Here is a 22954-nt window from a genome sequence, read left to right as displayed (position 1 = left end):
CGAGGAGGTGAAACCAATGCTTGGAAACACACCACCCGCACAACCCGCGAATGACCCGGTCGTACTCACGCTCTCCGATGTATCGATCGAATTCGGCGGAGTCACGGCTCTCGACGACGTCGGCTTCGACGTCCACGCCGGCCAGATCTGCGGACTCATCGGGCCGAACGGCGCTGGTAAGACCACGCTGTTCAACTGCATCACAAGGATTTACGAACCGAGTCGCGGTGTCATCACCTGGCAAGGAACCGACCTCTTGGGATTGCGGCCCTATGCATTGGCATCTGCAGGGATCGCTCGGACCTTCCAGAATCTCGCACTGTTCAGCGGCATGAGCGTCTTCGACAACACCATGGTCGGCGGATCGTCTAGGGGCCGCTTCGGACTGGCGAGCGGGCTTCTCGGCTGGCCTCCAGCGCGCGCCCGAGTCCGAGAACTGCGAGAGAAGGCCTGGTACCTGCTCGAACGCCTCGAACTCGTCGACGTCGCGAACGCGCCGGCAGCAGGCCTTCCGTTCGGAACACTCAAGCGCGTCGAACTGGCACGAGCATTGATGTCCGAGCCTTCGCTGCTTCTGCTCGACGAGCCCGCCGGCGGGCTCACACACAGCGAAGTCAAGGAGCTGGGAGAACTGATCGTCTCGCTCCGCGACGACTTCGGCTTCGGAGCGCTTCTGGTCGAACACCACATGGGATTGGTGCTGGGTATCTCCGATCACGTTGTCGCACTGAACTTCGGCCACAAGATCGCTGAAGGTACTCCGGCGGAGATCCAGCAGAACGACGCCGTGATCAATGCTTATCTGGGGCGAGCGGCATGAGCCTGCTGAGCGTCGATGATCTGCATGCCGGTTACGGGCGAGGCAATGTACTGCACGGGGTGTCGCTCGACGTGGAACCCGGCGGGGTCGCTGTTGTTCTCGGCGCGAACGGTGCCGGCAAGACCACCATGATGCGCGCGCTTGCCGGATTGATTCCGCACCAGGGAACGATCACCTTCAACGGTTCGCCGCTCGGATCCAAACCTGAACGCGCCGTGGCCGCCGGCGTCAGCCTTGTCCCACAGGGCCGTGGAACTCTCGGTCAACTGTCGGTACGTGACAACCTGCTCGTCGGTGCTGCGCTTCGCAACGACAAGGCGGAGATCGAGGCCGACATCGAGCGGTGGTGTGAGACATTTCCGGTGCTCGCGAGGAGGTCCACACAGTTGGCAGGTTCGCTGTCAGGCGGTGAACAGCAGATGCTCGCGGTCGCGCGGGCATTGATGAGCCGTCCCACCCTTCTTTTGTGCGACGAACCGAGCCTGGGTCTGGCGCCCATCGTCATCGCCGAATTGTTCGACACGCTCGGTGCGATCAACCGGAGCGACGGAACTGCACTGCTGATCGTGGAACAGAATGCCGATCTCGCGATGAAACTCGCGTCGAAGGTCTTCCTGCTCGACGTAGGCACCATCGTCGCTGCCGGCACGCCCGAGGAATTTCGTTCGGACGACGTCGTGCGCAGCGCCTATCTCGGGTACCAGGAGTAAACGGTGACACTCTTTCTCGAACGACTCATCTCCGGATTGACCAACGGTTCGATCTACGCAATTCTCGCGCTGGCACTCGTGGTGGTGTTCCGTGCCACCGGCACGATCAACTTCGCTCAGGGCGAGTTGGCCCTGTTCACAACCTTCGTGGCGTGGTGGCTCACAACGATGTCCTGGCCGATCTGGGCCGCGATCGGAGCGGCTCTCGCTCTCGGCTTCCTGCTCGGGGCGTTGATGGAGCGTCTGCTCATCCGGCCGGTTCAACGTAGAAGTGACATGGCAGTGCTGATAGTGGCACTGGGATTGTTCACCGGGCTCAACTCGTTGGCCGGAATGCTGTGGGGGAGCGAAACGAAGATCATGCCGAGCCCGTTTCCCAACGGTCCCACCGACTACATCTCGGTGGGCGGCGCGCGCGTGTACGGCGACGCACTGGGCGTACTGGTTGCGCTCGTTGTCCTACTTGTGTTGATGTCCTTGCTCTTTCGCAAGACGAGAGTCGGTCTGCACATGCGTGCCGTCGCGGACAATGCCGAATCTGCCACTCTCGCCGGAGTTCCGACCAGCCGGATACTCGCAATCGGCTGGGGTGTTGCGGCAGCGATCGGCGCACTGGCCGGTGTCCTGGTCACTCCGCTCTCGCCGCAACAACTCGGCCTCACGACCATGTTCCCGATCTTCATCGCAGCATCTGCGGCAGCGCTGTTCGGCGGTCTGGACAGTCTTGTCGGCGCAGTTGTGGGTGGGTTGACGATCGGTGTTCTGGAATCGATGCTCAGCGGCTACATTTCGGTCATCGGCGGTTCGCTGCAGCAGACATCCGCGCTACTGATCATCGTGGTGATCCTCTTCTTCAGACCCAATGGACTGTTCGGTACCAAGAAACTGGAGCGGGTATGACGACGCTTGCCGAGAGAAATGAACCCGCGGTCGCCGAAAAGGCAGTCAGGCAGCCGCGCGTGGTGGTTGCCGGATCGACGTCGTACCGGATACTCCAACTGGTTCTGCTGGTGGCTGCCGTCTGTGCCCTGCTCCTCGTGTCGCAGAGCGCGCCGTTTCGCGTAGGGCAGTTCACGAGTGTCTTCATCATCGCGATTGCCATCGCCGGACTGAATATCGTCAGCGGGTACACCGGACTTCTGTCGATCGGCCATTCTGCCTTCTTCGGCCTCGGCGCGTACACGACCGGCGTTCTGATCGTCGATCGCGGATACTCGCCGTTGACCACAATCCCGATGGCAGTCGTATTGTGTTTCGTACTAGGACTTCTCGTCGGGCTTCCCTCCTTGCGGATCAAAGGGCTGTATCTGGCCCTCGTTACCCTCGCCGCCGCTGTGGCGTTTCCCGAAGTGATCCGCAAGACCGGGGATCTCACCGGTGGCGCGGCCGGCATGGTCGTTCGTGCGAATCTTCTGGTCCCGCCGAAATGGACGGGTTTGACCCGCGCGGACACCTATCTCTGGATCTTCTGGGTTTCGGTAGTGACGCTGGCAGTGGTCATGCTCCTGATCCGCAATCTCGTCAAGAGTCGATTCGGTCTGGCAATGGTTGCGGTGCGCGACAACGAGATTGCGGCGAGTGCAAACGGCATCAACGTCGCGCGGGTCAAGATTCTCGCTTTCGGACTTTCCGGCGCGATCACCGGTCTGGCAGGTTCGCTGTTCACGATGTACATCGGCGCGCTCTCACCCGAGTCCTTTTCGTTGATGAAGTCGATCGAGTTCATCACCGGACTGGTGTTGGGCGGAATCGCAACGCAATTCGGCCCGATCGTCGGGGCTACGGCAGTGGTGTTCCTGCCGTACTACACCGGAAGCGTCACCGACGGCCCCGTGTCGGGAGTGGTGTTCGGCGCGGTGCTGATCGCGATCGTGTTCTTGATGCCGGACGGAATCGTCGGCCGGATCAACAGCGTTCTCCGACGGTTTGTCCTCGTGGTTCCCGCAGATCATCCCAAGTATCGCGAAGGTGAACCCCGCACCTGAGCGCCGTCTCCCTCGCCCACTCTCGTTTCTCTCAACTCACAGCAAGGAACTGGACGATATGAAAAGGCAGACCACGATTCCCGCAGTCATCGCCGCTGCGGCACTACTCCTTTCGGCCTGCGGAGGTAACTCCGACGCAGAGAGCAACACGTCGACCTCGGCCGGAGCAGTATCGGTCGACGACTGCAGCGATCCCAGTGGTGCCGCGGCGCCGATCACCGACAAACTCACGGTGGGGTGGAGTGGGCCGACGTCCGGCCCGCTCGCCGACGCGGTCGGCAACGTGATCGAAGGAATGCGAGCACGGTTCGAGGTCGAGAACGCGGCCGGCGGCGTCGGCGGCGTCAAGCTCGACGTCGTGGTCAAGGACGATGCCTTCTCGCCGGAGCGCGCCAAAGCCAATGTCGGAGAGTTCATTCAGAAGGACAAGGTCGACGTTCTGGGCACGTTCGGAGCAGGCCAGTTGAACGCCATCGCGGACGACCAGACCACTGCCTGTGTTCCACTGCTCTTCGCGCAGGCAGGCATGCCCGAGTTCCGGGTGATCGAAGACTTTCCGTGGACCACGGAGTATCTACCGGATCCGGGCGTCGAGATGGAGGTAGTGGTCGAAAGCCTGAAGAAGAAGTATCCGAGCGGCGCCAAGGTTGCCTTGGCCACGAACCAGACCGAGTCCGGACAAGGGATCGCCAACGGCTTCAAGTCCGCGATCGAAGGAACGAACTTCGAGATCGCAGCCGAAGAGGCGCTGACCGACCCCAAGACGGCGGCATCGACCCTCAAAGCCAGTGGCGCCGAGGTATTGGTGGTGGCCGGTGTCACCACCGATTGCCTCGCGATCACCCAGGCGATCGGACGTGTCGGATGGAAGCCCGACACCGTGATTCAACCGTCGAACTGCGTCGACGGTGCGACGCTGTATGCGCCCGCCGGTGATGCTGCCGACGGGCAGCAGGTGATGGTGTGGCTCAAGGATCCAAACAACGCCCTCTACAAGGACGACGCGGCGGTACGTGACTACCTGGCCGGTGCGGCTGCTCACGGTGCCGATTCCCCGACCAACAGCTACACCGTGAACGGCTGGGCCATCGGTGACCTGTTGGTGGACAACTTCACTCGGGCCTCTGAGTCGTCTGACGGACTCTCACGCGCCAGCATCATGAGTGCCGCACGAACGCAGGACTACCACCCGCCGATGTTCATCGACGGAATCAAATTCACGATGACCGCGGACCATGCATTGGGAATCCTGGCATTCCAGCCGTTCGAGTGGAACGCCGCTACCCAGGCGTTCGAGAAGCAGGGCGACGTGATCGACATTTCCGGCCGTTACGAGAACTGAAACGAGTACGCGAATGAACAAGGCACACAGGGGATTGCATCCTCGCGTCAAGGTGGACGAATACACCTCGAAAGGGTGGTGGTCCGACGAGACGATCGATCAGGTGTTCCGGGCGCAGGTGCGGGTACGCGGTGACGAACTTGCCGTGGTTGATCCGGCGAACCGGAGCGAGTTGTCCGGCGGAGATCCGCGACGCCTCAGTTGGAACCAACTGGAGAGCGAAGTCATCGCGCTCGCTGCCGGCTTCTCCGAGGGGGGTTTGGGCCGGGGAGATGTTCTGGGCGTGCAGATGCCCAATACCGTCGAATTGGTCGAGGTCTACCTTGCAGCGTGGTCTCTGGGGATCGTGGTCTCGCCATTGCCCATGCAGTACCGCGAACGTGAAGTGGAAGGAATGGCAAACCAGGCGGCGTTTGCAGCATTTGTCACCGTACCCAGTTTTGGTGACAGACTCCCTGCTACGGAGATCGCTGCAATCAGATCCCGGATTCCTTCTCTGAGATCGGTGTTCGCCTACGCTCCCGAATCAGAGCTTCCGGCTGAGCTTCCTACCGGCGTCGTGGGGCTGAGTCCTCGGGCGGCCACCGAAACACAGCGCAGTGAATTGGATGTACGAATCACCGAAGATCCCAACGACCCCAACGATGCGATGACGATCTGTTGGACCTCCGGGACCGAAAGCGAACCGAAAGGGGTCCCACGTTCGCACTACGAGTGGCTGGCCATCTGCTGGGCCACGATCGACGCTCCCGACATCGTCGTCGGCGACGTCTTGTTGAACCCGTTCCCGATGGTCAACATGGCCGGAATCAACGGAATGTTCCTGCCGTGGCTCCGCACGGGATGTGTACTGGTACAGCACCACCCGTTCGATCTTCGAGTTTTCCTCGGGCAGATCGAGGCCGAGCGCGTGACGTACACGGTAGCGCCGCCTGCGCTGTTGTGGATGCTGCTCGCCGACGAGTCGATGCTCGCGGCGGTCGACCTGTCGAGCTTGACTCGGATCGGTTCGGGTTCGGTGCCACTGCAACCTCCGATGGTCCGGGGATGGCAGGAGCGATACGGAATCGGAGTCATCAACTTCTTCGGATCCAACGAAGGCATCAGTCTGCTCTCCTCGCCTGCGGACATGCCGGATCCGGACGACCGCGCACGGTACTTCCCCCGCTTCGGTGTCGAGAACTTTCGCTGGAGCACAAGAATCTCCGACTGGATGGACGTGCGCTTGGTCGACGCGGTCACCGGCGAGGACATCACCGAAGTCGGGCACCCGGGTGAGTTGCGAATCAGCGGACCGACGGTCTTTGCCGGCTATCTCGGCGATCGGCCGTCTCCGTTCGACGAACGCGGATTCCTCTGCACCGGAGACATCTTCGAGATTGCCGGTGATCACGGGCAGTTTCTCCGCTACCTGGACCGGGGGAAGGACCTCGTGATCCGCGGCGGAATGAACATCGCCCCAGCCGAACTGGAGGGATTGATCGCCGAGCATCCGGCCGTTGCGGATGTGGCCGTCATCGGCGACCCCGACGAAGTACTCGGTGAGCGCGTCGCAGCAGTGGTCACGCTGCGGCCCGAGACGGAACTCGAGCTGGACGCTCTGGTCGCGTTCCTGAAGGACAAGCGCATTGCGTCGTACAAACTTCCCGAGCGGCTGGAGATTCGGAAAGAACTGCCGCGCAATTCGACCGGAAAGATCCTCAAGCGTGAGCTTCGACAGAAGAGTGTGGCATGAGTGTGATGAACGACAGTGACAAGCTTGCGTTGGCGCGTGAGATGTTCCAGGCGTGGGACGTCATGGACTGGACACGCGTCGTCGACCTGTTCGCCGAAGACGGTGTGCTCCACAGCGTCATGCAGGAACCTCTTGTCGGCAAGGATGCCGTTGCGGGCCGAATTGCGTTACTGGCAAGCAAGTGTGAACGGATCACACTGAAGATCGAGTCTCTCGGCGTGATCGACGGAAGGGTATTTGTGCAGCGAGTGGACGACTTCCACTTCGACGGTACCCATGGCGTCGTTCCTGTTGTCGGAATCCTCAGCATGGCAGACGGACGGATCACCGAGTGGCTCGAGTACTACGACCGTCCGACACTGTTGGAGGGAATGGGTCTTGTCTCCGACTTCGAGTAGAGGTTTGCCGACCATCGACATCTCCCTGGGGTTGTGGCAGGACCGTCCGCAGCAGGAGGTGACCGCTACTGCACGCCTCGCCGACAGACTCGGGTTCGGCCGAGTGTGGGTGGGGGAGATGGCGACGTACGACGCCTTTGCTCTGGCGACGTCAGTCGGCACCGGATTCGAGCACTCCGAACTAGTGGTCGGCCCGCTCGCGGTGACGGTTCGTGATCCGGCGATGATCGCGATCGGGGCGGCGTCGGTATCCGACCTGACCGGGCGTGACGTATCGATCGCGTTGGGTACTTCCAGCACTGTCGTGGTCGAGAAATGGCATGGGCGAAGCAGATCCGGGGCGGCACGTGCACTTGCGGAGTCCGCCCGCGGTGTGCGAGCGCTGATGAACGGTGAGCGGGGCGAAGTCGCCGGAACGGTGATGCGGACCAGCGGATATCGGCTGCGACTTCAGCCGCCAGGTGGGCGGCTGATCGTTGCGGCATTCGGAGACAAGGCTCTTCGGGCCGCCGTGGAGTTGGGTGACGAACTGGTGCTCAATCTGGTGAGTGCGGAGCAGGCCGGTCGTCTGATCACACGGTGCAAGGAGATCGCGGCTGAGACGGAAACGGTGATGCCCCAGGTGTCGGTGTGGGCGCCGGCGGCCGTGGCAACCGAAGGCCCAACTCAGATGTCGATCGATCAACTCAGACGTGGACTCGTGCCGTATCTCGCTGCCCCCGGATACTCGGACATGTTCGTCCGCGCAGGCTTCGCGGACGTGATCGAGGCAGCCAGGGCCGGGGCCGCGCCGCGCGAGCTCTTGAGCCAGGTCTCGGACGCGATGGTGGCAACGGTGGGAATCGTCGGGACTCCGGCCGATGCTCGCGCGCAACTCGAGGCGTACCGAGCGGCGGGTGTGGACACCGTCGTGGCCGTACCGTCATCCACTGATTCGGACCCGGCCGGGCAAGAGACCATGGAACTTCTTGCCGAGATGGCATGACGAATCCCCGGGGAACTTACTCTCAGGTAAGTTCGTCGGGGATATGTCGAATCGGAGGAGTTGCCGTGAGTGATCGTGTTCGTGTCGAGGTAGTGCAGTCGGTGGCGTACGTGACGCTGAACCGACCGGAGAAACTCAACGGTCTCGATCTGGACATGCTCGACGCGCTGGTGAATGCCGCTCGAACGATCGAAACCGATCGTTCGATTCGGGGCGTGGTTCTGCAAGGCGCGGGTGACGCATTCTCGGCCGGGTTGGACTTCGCTTCTGCGGGCAAGCAGCCGAGGCGGATGGCAAAGGCCTTCGCGAAGTTTCCCGGTCAGAAGACCAACCTCTTCCAACGCGCGTGCTGGGTGTGGCGCGAATTGCCCGTGCCGGTCATCGCGGTCGTTCACGGGCACTGCTTCGGTGGGGGACTGCAATTGGCGCTCGCCGCAGACTTTCGATTCACCACCCCCGATTGCACGTTCTCGGTGATGGAGGCGAAGTGGGGATTGATCCCCGACATGACCGGAACGGTCACGATGCGCGAACTCGCGGCAATGGACGTCGTGAAACGCCTCGCCATGACTGCTGAACTGTTCGACGGAAATCAGGCTCTCGAGTGGGGGTTCGTGAGCGGAGTCAGCGACAATCCGATCAAGCCGGCGCAGGAACTGCTGTCGCAGATCGCGGTTCGCTCGCCGGACGCCGTCGCAGCGACGAAGACGTTGCTGCACAAGACCTGGAACCGCTCGCCTCGCGGCGCGTTCTGGATCGAATCGCGGATCCAACTGGCGCTGATGCGAGGCAAGAACCACAAGATCGTGCGCACAGCGAATGCTGCGAAGAAGTTGCCGGAGTTCGCCTTTCGAAAGTTCGGCTGACAAACTCCGGCATCGCGACGCCGTTGGGCGTCCACATTCAGGTCGATTACACCATCAGGTCTCGTCCTGATCGATCCTTGATGAGCATCGTGGCGACGAACGAGACCGCGGCCAGCAGGGCGAGGTATATCGAGATGGCAAGGGTGCCACCGGTCTTGCCGAGGAGCCACTGTGCGACGGTGGGAGCAAAGGCGCCGCCGAAGATGGTGCCTACCGCGTAGGAGATCGACGCACCGCTGTAACGGATCGAAGCCGGGAACAGTTCGGCGAACAACGCGGGTTGAGGTCCGTACGACAGCCCGAGTCCGACCGAGAACAGGATCATCGCCACGTAGATCCAGCCGAGATTCCCGGTGTCGATGAGGAGGAAGAACGGCACCGCGAAGAGGACCATTGCGAGGTTGCCCACGTTCATCACCGTGGTGCGGCCGCGTCGATCCGACCAGTAGGCGCCGATCATGGTGAAAACGCCCCACGTGACGGCACTTGCGAGCGTGGCAATCAGTAGTTCGGTCTTACCCAGGCCATAGGTCTTGGTTGCGTACGCGACGATGAATCCGCCGATCACCATGTAGCCGTTGCCGTTTGTGCCGATGAAGGACAGCGCCGCGAGTACGACCTGCTTCGGGTGTTTCTTGAACAGAGTTCGGATAGGCGTGTTGCTCTCGGTGCGGCGTTCCTTGAGTTCGGCGAATACGGGTGACTCGCTGACCTTGCTTCGAATGTAGAAGCCGACGCCGATCAACACGACGCTGAGCAGGAACGGCACTCGCCATCCCCAGGTGGTGAACTGTTCGTCCGTGAGGGTGAACGTGCACAGTGCCAAAACGCCGGTGGCGAGCAACATTCCGAGCGGTACTCCCATCTGTACGAACGCTCCGAAGAATCCTCGACGCTTGGTGGGTGCGTGTTCGACGGCAAGAAGAGCGGCCCCGCCCCATTCGCCGCCCGTCGAGAATCCTTGGACGACGCGAAGCAGGATCAACAGGATCGGTGCCCAGATTCCGATCGATGCATACGTCGGCAGCACGCCGATGAGAACCGTCGCGGCACCCATCATCGCCAACGTCGCGACCAGGACACGTTTGCGGCCGAGCCTGTCGCCGAGATAGCCGGCCACGATGGCACCGAGAGGACGGAAGACAAAGCTGATGCCGACCGTGACGTAGGAGACGATCTGGCCTGCCGAGCCCATCGGCTTGAAGAACAGGTCGGCAAAGATCAGGGCTGCAGCTTGGGCGTAGATGAAGAAGTCGTACCACTCGACGGTGGTGCCGACCATCGACGCCATCGCGGCGCGGTCGTATTCCTTCGCGGCGGGCTTGGTGCCAGTTCTGGTTGTGGTCATCGAGCTACTTTCTGCCAGTCACGTGGTTCACCGACACGGTGAAACTGCGAAGTCGGAACAGGGGAGAAACGCTGTTCGATCTGCGACGTTGCCGGTGTGCTCGGTGCATGCTTTTGGCTGACTCGGAGCGTTCCTGCGCGATCTCATCGTCGATATCGACAACCGAATGATCGGTAGGTAATGAATTATGCAGAAGTGTGAGCGTCAACACAAGCGATGCCGGAAAAGTCTGATTTTTTGATGCGGAGCGTGCGAGAAGTCAGCGACTCACGTGTGGAGTGACGCCGCGATCCGCAGATCGATTTCCCTGGCGCTGAGCAGATGGTCGAGGACGAGAACCGCACAACCGAGGATGCCGGATTGTGCGCCGTGGCTGACCGAAGCGATCTGAAGCTTTCGGGTGGCAAGCGCCGTTGCGTTGCCGTAGACGGACTCCCGAAGCCCGGCGAGGAAGAGTTCGTCCGCCTCGGCCATGTCGCCGCCGATGATCAGGACCTCGGGATTGAGGAGATTGACCGCGCCGGAAATGACGTCGCCGATCAGTCGGCCGCTGCTTCTGATGAGCCGGCGGGCTTCGCTGTCGCCGTCCAGGGCGAGGCGAACGACATCACGCACGTGACCGACGCTTCGGCCCTGATCTCGGAGGGCGTGCACGAGAGCCCAACCGCTGGCGACAGTTTCGACGCAGCCGACGTCGCCGCAGCGACACTTCATGCCCCGCGCTGCAGCGGTTTTGGTATGCCCGATCTCGCCGGACGCTCCGAGTGAACCGCGTTGGAGGACTCCGCCCATGACGATTCCTGCGCCGAGGCCGGTTGACGCCTTGATCATCAGGAGGTTGGGCGCACTCTCGCGTCGCTCGCTCAATTCGGCCAGAGCCATCACGTTGGCATCGTTGTCCGCGAACAGCGGAGCCGTGGTCACCGATGCCAGATAGGGGGCAAGCGCGACTCCGTCCCACCCCGCCATCATCGGAGAGTCGAGGCTTGCTCCCGCGGCGACGTCGACCGTTCCGGGAATGCTCAGTCCGATTCCGATGACCTCGGTAGACGCGCGGTGGACCTGGGCCAGTAGTGACGAAAGATGCTCGGCAATTTCGGGCATCAGTTCGTCGGGGCCGACCCCGACCGACTTGTCGATGTCTTCTGCCGCGAGGATCGTGCCCGCCAGGTCGGTGACGGCAAGTTGTGCCCGCGATCGACCGATTGCCACGACGAGAACCACGCCGGACGAGTTCGCGAACGTGAGAGTGGACGGCGGCCGACCGCCTGTCGACGGGCCCTCGTCGTCATCGGCGATCAAACCAAGCGATTGAAGTGCTGCAACCCTGGCCGATACCGCCGTCCTGGACAGGCCGGTGAGCTTCCCGATCTCGCTGCGCGTGGTCGCGGAACCGCTGCGTATCAGCGTGAATACCTCTCCCGCGGTAGCCGGAGTCGTGGACGGTCGGGTCATTGTCCTATTCAAGCATTCCTCGTCGGTAACTTCAGCGTGCGAAAGTTCGCATACTTTGTCCACAAAAAGACGTAAGTAGGTCTTGTGAAAAAGCAGAAGTAGGCATAGTCTGTGTCTTGACTCACTGCCACGGGCGTCCGAGGAGACGAGTCGCAGTTTCTGTGAAGCAGGGCGCACAAACAGGGGAGAACCTGATGAGCCGCACCGATACACAAGAGATCGTCGAGTTCGCACGTAAGTGGCAGCAGTTCGACGGTGGACCTGACGAAGAGATCTTCGTAACCTTCGGCCTCGCCCCGGACGAGTATTTCCGCAGGCTGCAGGCAATTCTCGACGACGGCGTCGTAGCGCTGACTCCGCCGGTCACCGGCGAACTCGCAACGGTCTGTGCACATCGACTCGGCCAATCGGCCAGGCGTCGATAAGTCCGACCCGGCGTCAGCCCAGAGTCACCCGAATCCGTGTCACCCGAGTAAGGAATTGAGGTCGCCATCATGCACAAGCACCTTCCGATGCCGTACCCGACCGCCGAAGTGTGGGACTGGCAGCTGCAGGGAGCGTGCCGCGGGCACGATTCCGCGGTGTACTTCCATCCGGACGGCGAGCGTGGACACGCCCGCGAGAACCGTGAACGCAACGCCAAGAAGGTCTGCGCGACGTGCCCTGTACTCCAGCAGTGCCGCGAACACGCACTCTCCGTCCACGAGCCGTACGGCATCTGGGGTGGAATGACGGAGACCGAGCGCGCAGAATATGTGCGATCGCTGCGTAAGCGCAGCAACCGGATGCCCGCGGTCGCCAACGCGAGCTGACGGTCCTTCGGAAAGGACGCCAGTGTGACCCTCGTAGCCGGTATCGATTCGTCCACCCAGTCGTGCAAAGTCATTGTCCGTGATGCCGATTCGGGAGAGCTGGTACGAGAAGGGCGGGCGGCGCACCCCGTCGGTACCGAGATAGATCCGGCATGCTGGCTCGAGGCGATGGACAGTGCAATCGCCGCGGCGGGTGGGCTCGGCGACGTCGCAGCCGTATCGGTCGGAGCTCAACAGCACGGCATGGTGTGTCTGGACAGTGGCGGCGAGGTTGTCAGACCGGCGTTGCTGTGGAACGACACTCGCTCGGCGAAGGCTGCGACCGATCTGGTCGAAGAGTTCGGCGGACCCAAGGCGTGGGCCGACGCAGTTGGTGTAGTTCCGGTCGCCGCGGTCACGGCAAGCAAGCTTCGATGGCTGGCAGATCACGAACCCGGCAACGCCGATCGCACTGCCGCGGTGTGTCTTCCGCATGACTGGTTGTCCTGGAAGTTGGGTGGGTCCGTCTCGATCGAGGAGCTTGCCACCGACGCGGGCGACGCCAGTGGAACCGGCTATTATGCTGCCTCGACGCGCGAATATCGTAAAGATTTGCTGGCGTTGGCATTTCGCGGTCGAACCCCGCATGTTCCCCGAGTTGCATCGCCGAACGAAAAGATCGGAAGTACACGTTCCGGAGGTATTGTCGGGCCTGGCACCGGTGACAATGCCGCAGCCGCACTGGGTTTGGGGGCAGTTCCCGGTGACGTGATCATCTCGATCGGAACATCCGGCGTCGTCTCGGCTGTATCGGCCACCCCCACGCATGATCCCGGCGGGAACGTGGCAGGATTCGCGGACGCAACCGGCCTGCACTTGCCGCTGGTGTGCACTCTCAACGGCGCGCGCATTCTTGATGCGACGGCGTCCATTCTCGGTGTCGATCACGCCGAACTGTCGCGGTTGGCGTCGACGGCGCCCCTCGGAAACGACGGGCTGGTCATGATTCCGTACTTCGAGGGTGAACGGACGCCCAACCGCCCTGACGCCACGGGGGCCATGCACGGATTCCGGCTGCAGAACTCGACGCCTGCGCACTTTGCACGAGCCGCAATCGAAGGGCTCCTGTGCGGCTTGGCCGACGGCGTCGACGACCTGGTTCGTCAAGGCGTCGAGGTGAAGCGAGTTCTCCTCGTGGGAGGCGGAGCGAAGTCGCGCGCTCTCTGTGAGATCGCGCCGGCAATTCTCGGAGTGCCGGTCGTGATCCCTGCTCCGGGTGAGTACGTCGCCGAAGGGGCATGCAGGCAAGCAGCATGGGCACTGTCCGGGGACACGCAGCCGCCGGTGTGGCCGAAACCGAAAGAGCGACGATTCGACGCCGAACCAGCTCCCCACGTGCGCGAGCGCTACGCGTCGTTGCGCGAACTCACCGAAGGTGTCTGAGCGCTCCCTACAGAAGCCCGAACTTCCGCACTGCGTCGAGTAGCGCGTGCGGGCGTTCGGTCGTCGGCAGGGGATCGACGAGTGCGAACTGGCAACCGACGTCACGGGCAGCGCCGTCGGCGATGTCGCTGTCACCGACCATCAGAGCCTGCGCCGCATCCACATCGAGTTGTGCGAGGGCGTACTCGAAGATCGCCGGTTCGGGCTTGACTGCACCCACCTCGAACGAGAGAACGAACTCGTCGACCCAGACGTCCCAGCCGCGGTCGGCGAACGCCGGACGGATGTCGAAGGCGATGTTGCTCAAGACGGCAGTGCGTATGCCCTTCTCCGACAGTGACTTCAGGACCTCGCCGGTATCCGGGTACGGCGACCACTGATCCGGATCGACCAGCAGGGCGTAGAAAGCTTCGGCCCGAACCGGATCGGGCACCCCGGACTTACTCAACACGTCGAGGTAAGCCTGACGATGCAACTTCGGATCCCGGTCGCGGTTCTCCCACGCGTAGATCCCCGCTTCGTCCATCTCCACGGTTCTGCCCACCGGCGCGGTCATCCGACGCATCAGCTCGGCTTGAGCGTGCACGTCGAGCGGATCGCCTTGGTGATCGACGAGGTGCTCGGTCCAATCGTCGCTCTCCTCCAAACGGAAGAGGGTTCCGGAGAAATCGAACAGCGTCGCGGCGATATGTCCGTCTTGATGGGCCGTGCTGTCAGTGTTCACCTCGACAGGTTATCGGCGTCCGCTTTCCGATGCGTGATGTGAGCCAGTGCACGCGTACTTTGAGAGAGCACATTTTCCGAGGTTCCCCCGACGGGCACGATTTCGATGCCCCGGATGAACCGAACGACGAGGGGGATCCTCCGTGTCCGACCACGCGAATACACCAGACCTGACGAAGCCGTCCGGCGAAGACCCCCACCTCTCACGTCAGCTGTCCAACCGGCATATCCAGCTGATCGCCATCGGTGGTGCCATCGGCACCGGACTGTTCATGGGATCGGGCAAGACGATCTCGCTCGCCGGGCCTTCCGTGATCTTCGTGTACATGATCATCGGATTCATGCTCTTCTTCGTCATGCGGGCGATGGGGGAGCTGCTGCTCTCGAACATGGCGTACAAGTCGTTCTCCGACTTCGCCGCGGATCTGCTGGGCCCCTGGGCGGGATTCTTCACCGGCTGGACCTACTGGTTCTGCTGGATCGTCACCGGCATCGCGGACGTCATCGCGATTTCCGGGTACTTCAAGTACTGGTGGCCAGGGCTCGCGGCGTGGATTCCTGCTTTGCTGACGATCGCGGCGCTGCTGCTCCTCAATCTCCCGACCGTTCGCGCCTTCGGTGAAACCGAGTTCTGGTTCGCGCTGATCAAGATCATCGCCATCGTCAGCCTGATCGTCGTCGGCATCGTCATGGTCGTCTCCGGGTTCACGGCGCCGAACGGTGCCACCTCCGGTATCGACAACCTCTGGAACGACGGCGGGATGTTCCCGACCGGATTCATGGGCTTCGTCGCCGGCTTCCAGATCGCCGTGTTCGCCTTCGTGGGTATCGAGCTCGTCGGCACGACGGCAGCCGAGGCGAAAGACCCGGAGAAGAATCTGCCGAAGGCCATCAACTCCATCCCCATTCGTGTCCTGCTGTTCTACGTCGTTGCACTGACCGTGATCATCGCGGTGACTCCGTGGCGTGAAATCAGCGCAGACAAGAGTCCGTTCGTCGCCATGTTCACACTCGCCGGCCTCGGCATCGCTGCTTCTGTCATCAACTTCGTCGTGCTGACCTCCGCTGCATCTTCGGCCAACTCGGGTATCTACTCCACCTCGCGCATGGTGTTCGGCCTTGCGCAGGAGGGCGACGCACCGAGGGCCCTCGGCAAGCTGAACTCACGCAAGGTCCCCGCGAACGCCCTGATGTTCTCGTGCATCTTCCTGCTGGCGTCGTTGATCCTGCTGTTCTCGGGCGATTCCGTGATCGAGGCCTTCACCGTCGTCACGACCATTTCGGCGCTGCTGTTCATGTTCGTGTGGACGATCATCCTGGCGAGCTACATGGTGTACCGGAAGCGTCGTCCGCACCTGCACGAGGCGTCGAAGTTCAAGATGCCCGGCGGCATCGTGATGTGCTGGGTCGTGCTCGCGTTCTTCGTCTTCATCCTCTGGGCACTGACAACCAAGGACGACACCCTGCAGGCACTTCTCGTCACGCCGATCTGGTTCGTGGTTCTGGGCATCGCGTGGGCGATCATCCGGCGTCGACCCGCTCACCGGGCACGATACGACGCATTCAAGTCAGAACTGGACGCCAGCCGACAGAACGGCGAGAAATAGTTTTGGTCAAGATCGGGTAACGGTGGCGGCCGCCTTGATCAAACTGTTACATTCTTCGGCAGACAGAGGAGCGGGCTTCATCAGAAGGACGCTGCACGCCGACGACTGACGGAGTACACACTGTGGGAAACCACCACCGCACGGGCAATGACGATGTTGTCTTCGAGATCGATCCCGAGGCAGCAAGCGGCCGCCACCGCACCCCGTCGGCTGGCCCTGGTGCCGGTGTCAAGGCAGGTGTCGTAGCTGCGGCTACCGGTGCACTCCTCGTCGGTGCAGGCCAGATGGGCGCAGGAACCGCTGCTGCGGCGCCGGCAACACAGACCATCGCCGGCATCGAAATCCCGCAGGGTCTGCTCCCCGAGGGCGTTGTCGTTCCGGCTGAATTGGCGGCACTTCCGGCTCTCGACATCCCCGAGCTTCCCGATTTTGCTGCCGACCTCAACACGCAGGCACAGCAGTTCCTCGCTGGGATCAACCCCGGCACCTCAGCTCGTACCGTGCAGCCGGTGTCCGGAACGCTGACCTCCACCTTCGGTTCGCGCTGGGGAGCACACCACGGTGGCCTCGACATCGCGGCTCCGATCGGTACGCCGATTCTGGCTGCAGCCGACGGCCAGGTCATCGACGCCGGCCCGGCGTCAGGTTTCGGCCTCTGGGTCCGCGTCCAGCACGACGACGGCACGGTCACCACGTACGGCCACGTCAACGACTACCAGGTCAACGTCGGCCAGCGCGTCAACGCCGGCCAGCAGATCGCCACCGTGGGTAACCGTGGCCAGTCCACCGGCCCGCACCTGCACTTCGAGGTTGCCGAGAACGGCGCAAAGGTCGATCCCGCAGCGTGGCTGCAGGCTCGCGGCGTAGCTGTCACCTGGGTCGACAACTCGTAGAAGAAACTTTCGGAGAACTGCGGTGGCGCCGGGAAATTCTTCCCGGTGCCACCGCAGTTCTCGTTTGTCGGTGACACCGGACGGATAGCCTTCAGTGACGTTGATCGTCGAAGGGGGAATGCGCAATGGGTGCAGAGGTCACGGCGCGAGAATTCACCAGAGCCGACCGTAGGCTCTTTCGTAAGAAGGTGCGCTCGTGCGTCGACGCCATGAAGCAGATGCTCGACGGTGGTGACTTCCGAGACGCCGTCGACAAGCCCGCTCCGCTGTTGGGCATGGAGATCGAGTTCAACCTCGTGACCGGCGAGATGACGCCCGCGATGTCCAACCGTGAAGTGCTCGAATCCATCGACGACTCTGCGGTTTTCCAAACCGAGCTCGGACAGTTCAACGTCGAGATGAACGTCGAGCCCGGCCCACTCACCGGTGATGCGACTTTCGAATTGGAGAAGAAACTGCGGGCGTCCCTCGACGTCGCAGACGCGCGAATCCACGCGCACGACGCCGAGATGGTGATGATCGGGATGCTGCCGACCCTGCAGCTCGAGCATCTCGATCGTGAGTGGATCACCGCCAACCAGCGCTACGAATTGCTCAACGAGCAAATTTTTGCCGCGCGAGGAGAGGACATCGAACTCGACGTCGAAGGTGTCGCGCTACCCGGTGGCGACGTGGAAATCCTTCGGGCCGACACCAATTCGGTGGTGCCGGAGGCGGCTTGTACGTCCATGCAGTTGCACCTGCGCGTCGCGCCGGAAGAATTCGCAGCGCACTGGAATGCCGCGCAGTGTCTGGCCGGAGTACAGGTGGCGCTTGCGGCCAATTCTCCTTTCCTGGCAGGGAAGGCGCTTTGGCACGAATCACGCATTCCGATCTTCGAACAGGCAACGGACACCCGAACTTTCGAGCTCAAGAACCAAGGTGTGCGACCGCGAGTGTGGTTCGGTGAGCGGTGGATCCATTCGGTTCTCGACCTGTTCGAGGAGAATTCACGGTACTTCCCGGCGCTGCTCCCTGATGTCTCGGACACCGATCCACTGGAAGTGCTCGCGGCGGGCGGGGTTCCGGAGTTGAGCGAGCTTCAGATGCACAACGGCACGGTCTATCGCTGGAATCGGCCTGTCTACGACTGCTCGGATGGCAAGCCGCACTTGCGTATCGAGAATCGGGTGCTGCCGGCCGGGCCGACCGTCGTCGACATCATGGCCAATGCGGCCTTCTACTACGGAACCGTTCGCGCATTGGTGAACGCGGAGCGGCCAGTGTGGTCGCACCTGTCGTTCCATGCGGCCGAAGAGAACCTGCACATCGGCGCCAAGTACGGACTCGACGCCACCCTGTACTGGCCGGAGATCGGTTGGGTCGGTGCCGACGAGTTGGTCCTGCGAAGGCTGCTGCCGTTGGCGGACGAGGGTTTGGCCGACTTCGGATTGTCCGCCGCGGCCCGCGATCGGTACCTCGGCGTGATCGAAGGGCGGTGCATGAATCGGCAGACCGGTGCCGCCTGGCAACGCGAGCAAGTGGCGCACGCGGAGGCCTCGGGCGCGGACCGCTCGACTGCGCTCACCGGAATGCTCCGCGGTTACGTGGAGAACATGCGGACGGGAGATCCTGTTCACACCTGGTCCTGATTGCTCTGCTAATTCTCCTATCCGTCAACAGTTTCGGGGACCTAAGTCCCCGAAATGAAGAGGGGGCGACCCCAAAAAAGCCGGACAAGTGGGATGGTTAGAGTGAAAGTGGCTCGGTTACTTCTTCAGGAAGGTGGGCACATGAGTTCACGCGAACATAACAGTGTTGTTGTCGGAGTCGAGGGTTCGGACACTGCGTCCACAGCGCTCCGCGAGGCCGCGAAAATCGCCGCCCAGCGCGAATTGCGACTCGACATCATCCACGCTCTCGACTTCGCGCCTTACGGTTTCGGCGGACCGTACGTCGACGCGGGTGGGGTGTACGAATGGGTCGAAGAGGCCGGAAAAGCGATCTTGGCGGAGGCGGAACAGTTCGCCCGTGAGATCGATCCGAAACTCGAAGTTCACACCGAAATCGCCATCGGCAGCGCAACTCAGTGGCTGATCGAGAGTTCGGCACAAGCCAGGCGGGTAGTCGTCGGAGCGTCGGCGTCAGGCAAGGCGGCGACAGCAGTCCTCGGCAATACCGCGGTCGGTGTGGCCAGTCACGGCAAGTGTCCGGTCATCGTCGTTCGGGACCGCGATGGTGCGGTGCCCTCGGAAGGACCCGTAGTGGTCGGCGTCGACGGCAGCGCATTGAGCGCCCAGGCCGTCGGTGCGGCTTTCGAGGAAGCGTCGTTCCGCGGAGTCGAGTTGGTGGCGTTGCACGTGTGGAGTGACCTCGGCAGTGCGGCATTCGAAGACCCGAGGGCCGCTGCGCTTGCCCCGCAGTCTCTCGAAGAGGAAGAGCACGCGGTACTCAGCGAGAGCTTGGCCGGATGGTCCGAGCAATACCCGGACGTGAAGGTCCGGCGCGAGGTATACCTCGACAACCCACGCGGACGGCTGTTGGACTGGTCGGCAAAAGCGCAGCTCGTCGTAGTCGGAAGCCGTGGTCGCGGTGGATTCCGCGGCATGTTGCTCGGCTCGACCAGCAACACCCTGATCGCTTCGGCCAAGTGCCCCGTCATGGTGGTTCGCCCCGAAGAATCCTGACCCTCGACAGGCTCTCCCACTACCCCGTTCATTTCGGTCATCGAATATGAACGGGGTAGTCACATGAATGCGGACTCAGGTTCCGTAGTGTTCGATGTGAGTAAGTGTTCGATGGGAGTACCACTGCTCGTGTGCGCGTCGCACACGGCAGCAATCGTCAGGATTGGGGTTACAACGTGCGTATCGGTATGGGTTTGAACTACAGCGGCGGGTTCGCCGAAACCGTCGAAGAGGTCGGTGACCTGGAGAAGGCGGGCCTCGACATCGCCTTCGTCCCGGAGGCGTATTCCTTCGACGCCGTCAGCCAGCTCGGTTACCTGGCGGCCAAGACGTCGACCATCGAACTCGCTTCGGGAATCTTTCAGATCTACACCCGTACCCCTTCGTTGACCGCCATGACGGCGGCTGGCCTGGACTTCGTCTCCAACGGTCGCTTCGTGATGGGACTGGGCGCTTCCGGACCGCAGGTGATCGAGGGGTTCCACGGCGTCAAGTACGACGCTCCGCTGGGACGCACACGTGAGGTCGTCGAGATCTGCCGTCAGGTATGGCGCCGCGAGAAGGTCGAGTACCAGGGCAAGTACTACCAGGTTCCCCTCCCCGCCGAGAAGGGCACCGGACTCGGAAAGCCGCTCAAGCTGATCAATCATCCTGTGCGTGAGCGCATCCCGATCCTGATCGCTTCGCTCGGACCCAAGAACGTCGAGCTGACGGCGGAAATCGCCGAAGGCTGGGAACCTATCTTCTTCCATCCGGAGAAGGCAGCAAGCGTGTGGGGTGAGCCGATCGCCAAGGGCAAGGCCAAGCGCGATCCGAGCCTCGGTGAGCTTCAGGTGTACGCGTCGCCGGCACTGGCCATCGGTGACGACGTCGACCACATGCTCGACTGGGTACGCCCGAGCCTTGCGCTCTACATCGGTGGCATGGGCGCCAAGGGCAAGAACTTCTACAACGATCTCGCGGTGCGCTACGGCTACGAAGAGGCCGCCGAGAAGATCCAGGATCTCTACCTCGCGGGCAAAAAGGACGAAGCCGCCGCAGCAGTGCCGGACGAACTGGTTCGCGCAGTGTCGTTGATCGGTCCCGAGAGCTACGTCAAGGAACGCGTCGCAGCCTTCGCCGAAGCCGGTGTCACGACGCTCAACGTCACGCCGTTGGCGGCCGACCGCAACGGCCGAGTGCAGCTGATCGAGAAGTTCCGCAAGATTTGTGACTGACCCTGCTGTGCGCCTTTATTAACCGCCGGCGGTTAATAAAGGCGCACAGCAGAGCAGGTGGTTCAGGATCTCCTGCGTACGAAACCCGATTTTGGGCGCTTGTTGACAGGACTTTTTTCACTTCTGACCGGTCGGGTTCTTCACCTAACGTGGATCGAGTAGCCAGGGTTTGCGTGCGAATCCGGCACCGGTGGCCTCGTTGACGCCCGAAAGGGATGTTGGCGGGGCCGTTGCCGCAGTCCACCCGAACACCCAATGTCCGATTCGGGACTCGCGTCGGCTGATGAATCCTTTTTGCCGTCATTGGGCAATAGTGTGAGGGCGAAGAGATTCTGTGGTCGATTGTGGAGGGACGAACATGAGTGCAACCAAACCCGTCGTCGTAGCGGTAGACGGTTCGGAATCGGCGTCGTCGGCTGTCGTCTGGGCGGCGAGGACCGCGGTGGCGCTCGGTCGACCGCTCCACATCGCGACGGTGGTGCACATCCCAGCCTTCTACTACTCCGAGCCTTACCTCGCCGAGAGCTTCAAGGACGAACTGCGGCGCACTGCCACCGCTCGTCTGGACAGCGCACAGATTCTCGCGCGGCAAAGCATCGACGACGACCTCGAGATCGTCACCGAACTACTCGACGGCAGCGTCTCCGATCGCCTGATCGAATTGTCCAAGGGCGCGTACATCATTGCGCTCGGCCCTCGCGGGCACGGCGAATTCACCGGATTGGTCGTCGGTTCTGCGACGGTCTCGGTTGTCTCGCACGGCGAATCTCCGGTTGCAGTTGTCCGAGGACGGACGCTCGACGGTCGACCGCCGACCGAGGGCCCCGTCGTCGTCGGCGTCGATGGATCCGAAAGCAGCATCGAGGCAGTCGAGCACGCTTTCGAGCAGGCCTCCGCGCGGGGCGCCACCTTGATTGCCGTCAACGTGTGGAGCGACGTGAGTGTGCAGCCCTCGTTGGGCGCCACCCCCGACGACCCACTGTGGAGCAGCATCCAGACGGGTGAGGAAGTTGTCCTCGCCGAGCAATTGGCCGGATTCACCGAGCGTTACCCGGACGTCGTCGTCGAAAGAGTCGTCGCGCGTGACCGTCCGGTCCGAGTCCTGAGCGAATACGCGGAGACGGCGCAGTTGATAGTCGTCGGCAGTCGCGGGCGCGGCGGATTCGCAGGAATGCTCCTCGGATCGACCAGTCGGGCGCTCCTGCACACCGCGGATTGCCCGGTTCTCATCGTCCGGCACGTCAACAAGTGAAGAGAATGCATTCCATGAGTTCTGAGTCCACCGTCTCCGGTACCGTTCGACGTGAGATGTCTTTTGGAGGGGTTCGATGACAACGCGGATATTCCTGGTCGACGATCACGAGATCGTCAGACGCGGATTGTTCGACCTACTCGGTGGGGTCGAGGACTTCGTGGTGGTGGGCGAGGCGGCGTCCGTGGGGGAAGCGCTGGCCGTGGTACCGCAGAGCAACGCCGACGTCGCTGTTCTGGACGTACGCCTGCCTGACGGCAACGGCGTCGAACTGTGCCGAGAACTCCGCTCGATGCTTCCCGACCTCCGCTGCCTGATGCTCACGTCGTACGCCGACGACGAGGCGTTGCTCGACGCGATCATGGCGGGCGCCTCGGGATTCGTCCTCAAGCAGATTCTCGGAACCGACTTGGTCGCTGCAGTCCGCACAGTCGGGCGCGGCGGTTCACTGCTCGACAGTCGTGCAACCGAGGCGCTGATGCAGCGGATCCGCAGCGACCGTACAGCTGATCCGTTGGCCGAACTTTCCGATCAGGAGCGAGCAGTCTTCGACCTCATCGGAGAAGGGCTCACCAACCGGGAGATCGGCGCGCGATTGTTCCTCGCAGAGAAGACGGTCAAGAACTACGTGACGCGTCTGCTCTCGAAGCTGGGCATGCAGCGTCGTACTCAGGCTGCGGTGCTGGCGACCGAAATCCGTAGCGGCAGTCGCTAGGAT

At 62.3% G+C, this 22954-nt stretch carries 22 protein-coding genes; 19 read left to right on the top strand and 3 right to left on the bottom strand.

Annotated features, from left to right (window positions below; translation table 11 throughout):
• Positions 1 to 16 precede the first annotated feature (16 nt).
• The 9 genes from ACVZUB_RS22280 (at position 17) to ACVZUB_RS22240 (ending at position 8841) form a co-directional block, all read left to right on the top strand.
• Entirely contained in the window at positions 17 to 820 is an 804-nt protein-coding gene (locus tag ACVZUB_RS22280) for an ABC transporter ATP-binding protein (protein WP_003940309.1), read from the top strand.
• On the top strand, positions 817 to 1530 hold the full coding sequence (locus ACVZUB_RS22275) for an ABC transporter ATP-binding protein (protein WP_003939931.1): 714 nt from the start codon (positions 817 to 819) through the stop codon (positions 1528 to 1530). The genes ACVZUB_RS22280 and ACVZUB_RS22275 overlap by 4 nt, the downstream gene beginning before the upstream one ends.
• Positions 1531 to 1533: 3 nt before the next feature.
• Entirely contained in the window at positions 1534 to 2430 is an 897-nt protein-coding gene (locus tag ACVZUB_RS22270; RefSeq protein ID WP_482627772.1) for a branched-chain amino acid ABC transporter permease, read from the top strand.
• On the top strand, positions 2427 to 3515 hold the full coding sequence (locus ACVZUB_RS22265) for a branched-chain amino acid ABC transporter permease (RefSeq protein WP_482627771.1): 1089 nt from the start codon (positions 2427 to 2429) through the stop codon (positions 3513 to 3515). Before ACVZUB_RS22270 ends, ACVZUB_RS22265 begins: the two co-directional genes overlap by 4 nt.
• A 58-nt stretch (positions 3516 to 3573) precedes the next feature.
• Entirely contained in the window at positions 3574 to 4857 is a 1284-nt protein-coding gene (locus tag ACVZUB_RS22260; protein WP_003939841.1) for an ABC transporter substrate-binding protein, read from the top strand.
• Between the two features lie 13 nt (positions 4858 to 4870).
• Positions 4871 to 6592, top strand: coding sequence for a class I adenylate-forming enzyme family protein (locus ACVZUB_RS22255; RefSeq protein ID WP_482627770.1), 1722 nt, complete (start codon positions 4871 to 4873; stop codon positions 6590 to 6592).
• A complete protein-coding gene (locus tag ACVZUB_RS22250) occupies positions 6589 to 6990 on the top strand; it encodes a nuclear transport factor 2 family protein (protein ID WP_482627769.1) in 402 nt (133 codons plus the stop codon). The genes ACVZUB_RS22255 and ACVZUB_RS22250 overlap by 4 nt, the downstream gene beginning before the upstream one ends.
• A 4-nt stretch (positions 6991 to 6994) precedes the next feature.
• Entirely contained in the window at positions 6995 to 7975 is a 981-nt protein-coding gene (locus ACVZUB_RS22245; RefSeq protein ID WP_482627768.1) for an LLM class F420-dependent oxidoreductase, read from the top strand.
• A gap of 65 nt (positions 7976 to 8040) precedes the next feature.
• Positions 8041 to 8841: a crotonase/enoyl-CoA hydratase family protein gene (locus ACVZUB_RS22240; RefSeq protein WP_007727685.1), complete on the top strand. Its 801-nt coding sequence runs from the start codon at positions 8041 to 8043 to the stop codon at positions 8839 to 8841.
• 46 nt (positions 8842 to 8887) lie between these two features.
• Here the strand turns inward: ACVZUB_RS22240 and ACVZUB_RS22235 are convergent, their stop codons facing one another.
• Positions 8888 to 10189: an MFS transporter gene (locus ACVZUB_RS22235; RefSeq protein ID WP_007727683.1), complete on the bottom strand. Its 1302-nt coding sequence runs from the start codon at positions 10187 to 10189 to the stop codon at positions 8888 to 8890.
• A gap of 267 nt (positions 10190 to 10456) precedes the next feature.
• Entirely contained in the window at positions 10457 to 11644 is a 1188-nt protein-coding gene (locus ACVZUB_RS22230) for an ROK family transcriptional regulator (protein WP_003946405.1), read from the bottom strand.
• Positions 11645 to 11838: 194 nt separating this feature from the next.
• Here ACVZUB_RS22230 and ACVZUB_RS22225 point away from each other — a divergent pair, with 194 nt between their 5' ends.
• The 3 genes from ACVZUB_RS22225 (at position 11839) to xylB (ending at position 13878) form a co-directional block, all read left to right on the top strand.
• The gene (locus ACVZUB_RS22225) at positions 11839 to 12069 is read left to right on the top strand and encodes a DUF3263 domain-containing protein (protein ID WP_020970382.1); all 231 of its coding nucleotides are present in this window, start codon (positions 11839 to 11841) and stop codon (positions 12067 to 12069) included.
• A 69-nt stretch (positions 12070 to 12138) separates the two neighbouring features.
• The gene (locus ACVZUB_RS22220; protein WP_003946343.1) at positions 12139 to 12456 is read left to right on the top strand and encodes a WhiB family transcriptional regulator; all 318 of its coding nucleotides are present in this window, start codon (positions 12139 to 12141) and stop codon (positions 12454 to 12456) included.
• A 24-nt stretch (positions 12457 to 12480) separates the two neighbouring features.
• Positions 12481 to 13878, top strand: a complete 1398-nt coding sequence (gene xylB / locus ACVZUB_RS22215; protein WP_475845655.1) for a xylulokinase — start codon at positions 12481 to 12483, stop codon at positions 13876 to 13878.
• 7 nt (positions 13879 to 13885) lie between these two features.
• Here the strand turns inward: xylB and ACVZUB_RS22210 are convergent, their stop codons facing one another.
• A complete protein-coding gene (locus tag ACVZUB_RS22210) occupies positions 13886 to 14602 on the bottom strand; it encodes an HAD family hydrolase (protein WP_075834066.1) in 717 nt (238 codons plus the stop codon).
• 142 nt (positions 14603 to 14744) lie between these two features.
• Here ACVZUB_RS22210 and cycA point away from each other — a divergent pair, with 142 nt between their 5' ends.
• The 7 genes from cycA to ACVZUB_RS22175 all read left to right on the top strand — a co-directional run bounded on the left by cycA (position 14745) and on the right by ACVZUB_RS22175 (position 22951).
• Positions 14745 to 16208 (top strand): D-serine/D-alanine/glycine transporter, encoded by a 1464-nt coding sequence (gene cycA, locus ACVZUB_RS22205; protein WP_030534902.1) that lies wholly within the window; start codon positions 14745 to 14747, stop codon positions 16206 to 16208.
• A gap of 122 nt (positions 16209 to 16330) precedes the next feature.
• Positions 16331 to 17101 (top strand): M23 family metallopeptidase, encoded by a 771-nt coding sequence (locus tag ACVZUB_RS22200; RefSeq protein ID WP_003946431.1) that lies wholly within the window; start codon positions 16331 to 16333, stop codon positions 17099 to 17101.
• A gap of 125 nt (positions 17102 to 17226) precedes the next feature.
• Positions 17227 to 18732, top strand: coding sequence for a glutamate-cysteine ligase family protein (locus ACVZUB_RS22195; protein ID WP_482627767.1), 1506 nt, complete (start codon positions 17227 to 17229; stop codon positions 18730 to 18732).
• A 141-nt stretch (positions 18733 to 18873) separates the two neighbouring features.
• Positions 18874 to 19767: a universal stress protein gene (locus ACVZUB_RS22190; protein ID WP_007727672.1), complete on the top strand. Its 894-nt coding sequence runs from the start codon at positions 18874 to 18876 to the stop codon at positions 19765 to 19767.
• A gap of 176 nt (positions 19768 to 19943) precedes the next feature.
• The gene (locus ACVZUB_RS22185; protein ID WP_007727670.1) at positions 19944 to 20984 is read left to right on the top strand and encodes an LLM class F420-dependent oxidoreductase; all 1041 of its coding nucleotides are present in this window, start codon (positions 19944 to 19946) and stop codon (positions 20982 to 20984) included.
• Between the two features lie 358 nt (positions 20985 to 21342).
• Complete coding sequence (locus tag ACVZUB_RS22180; protein ID WP_003946389.1) at positions 21343 to 22236, top strand: universal stress protein; 894 nt, start codon at positions 21343 to 21345, stop codon at positions 22234 to 22236.
• 76 nt (positions 22237 to 22312) lie between these two features.
• Positions 22313 to 22951, top strand: a complete 639-nt coding sequence (locus ACVZUB_RS22175; protein WP_209447851.1) for a response regulator — start codon at positions 22313 to 22315, stop codon at positions 22949 to 22951.
• Positions 22952 to 22954 lie beyond the last annotated feature (3 nt).

This window comes from Rhodococcus sp. OS5 (genome assembly GCF_056837585.1).
The sequence above is the reverse complement of the archived record's forward strand: the minus strand, read 5'-3'. Positions and strand labels throughout refer to the sequence as shown.

Excerpts from the sequence above, each read along its gene's own strand:
- ACVZUB_RS22275 (WP_003939931.1), top strand. The coding sequence starts at position 817 with ATGAGCCTGCTGAGCGTCGATGATCTGCATGCCGGTTACGGGCGAGGC.
- ACVZUB_RS22220 (WP_003946343.1), top strand. The coding sequence starts at position 12,139 with ATGCACAAGCACCTTCCGATGCCGTACCCGACCGCCGAAGTGTGGGAC.
- ACVZUB_RS22260 (WP_003939841.1), top strand. The coding sequence starts at position 3,574 with ATGAAAAGGCAGACCACGATTCCCGCAGTCATCGCCGCTGCGGCACTA.
- ACVZUB_RS22230 (WP_003946405.1), bottom strand. The coding sequence starts at position 11,644 with ATGACCCGACCGTCCACGACTCCGGCTACCGCGGGAGAGGTATTCACG.
- ACVZUB_RS22255 (WP_482627770.1), top strand. The coding sequence starts at position 4,871 with ATGAACAAGGCACACAGGGGATTGCATCCTCGCGTCAAGGTGGACGAA.
- ACVZUB_RS22265 (WP_482627771.1), top strand. The coding sequence starts at position 2,427 with ATGACGACGCTTGCCGAGAGAAATGAACCCGCGGTCGCCGAAAAGGCA.
- ACVZUB_RS22180 (WP_003946389.1), top strand. The coding sequence starts at position 21,343 with ATGAGTGCAACCAAACCCGTCGTCGTAGCGGTAGACGGTTCGGAATCG.
- ACVZUB_RS22195 (WP_482627767.1), top strand. The coding sequence starts at position 17,227 with ATGGGTGCAGAGGTCACGGCGCGAGAATTCACCAGAGCCGACCGTAGG.
- ACVZUB_RS22225 (WP_020970382.1), top strand. The coding sequence starts at position 11,839 with ATGAGCCGCACCGATACACAAGAGATCGTCGAGTTCGCACGTAAGTGG.
- ACVZUB_RS22190 (WP_007727672.1), top strand. The coding sequence starts at position 18,874 with ATGAGTTCACGCGAACATAACAGTGTTGTTGTCGGAGTCGAGGGTTCG.
- ACVZUB_RS22175 (WP_209447851.1), top strand. The coding sequence starts at position 22,313 with ATGACAACGCGGATATTCCTGGTCGACGATCACGAGATCGTCAGACGC.
- ACVZUB_RS22280 (WP_003940309.1), top strand. The coding sequence starts at position 17 with ATGCTTGGAAACACACCACCCGCACAACCCGCGAATGACCCGGTCGTA.
- ACVZUB_RS22250 (WP_482627769.1), top strand. The coding sequence starts at position 6,589 with ATGAGTGTGATGAACGACAGTGACAAGCTTGCGTTGGCGCGTGAGATG.
- ACVZUB_RS22235 (WP_007727683.1), bottom strand. The coding sequence starts at position 10,189 with ATGACCACAACCAGAACTGGCACCAAGCCCGCCGCGAAGGAATACGAC.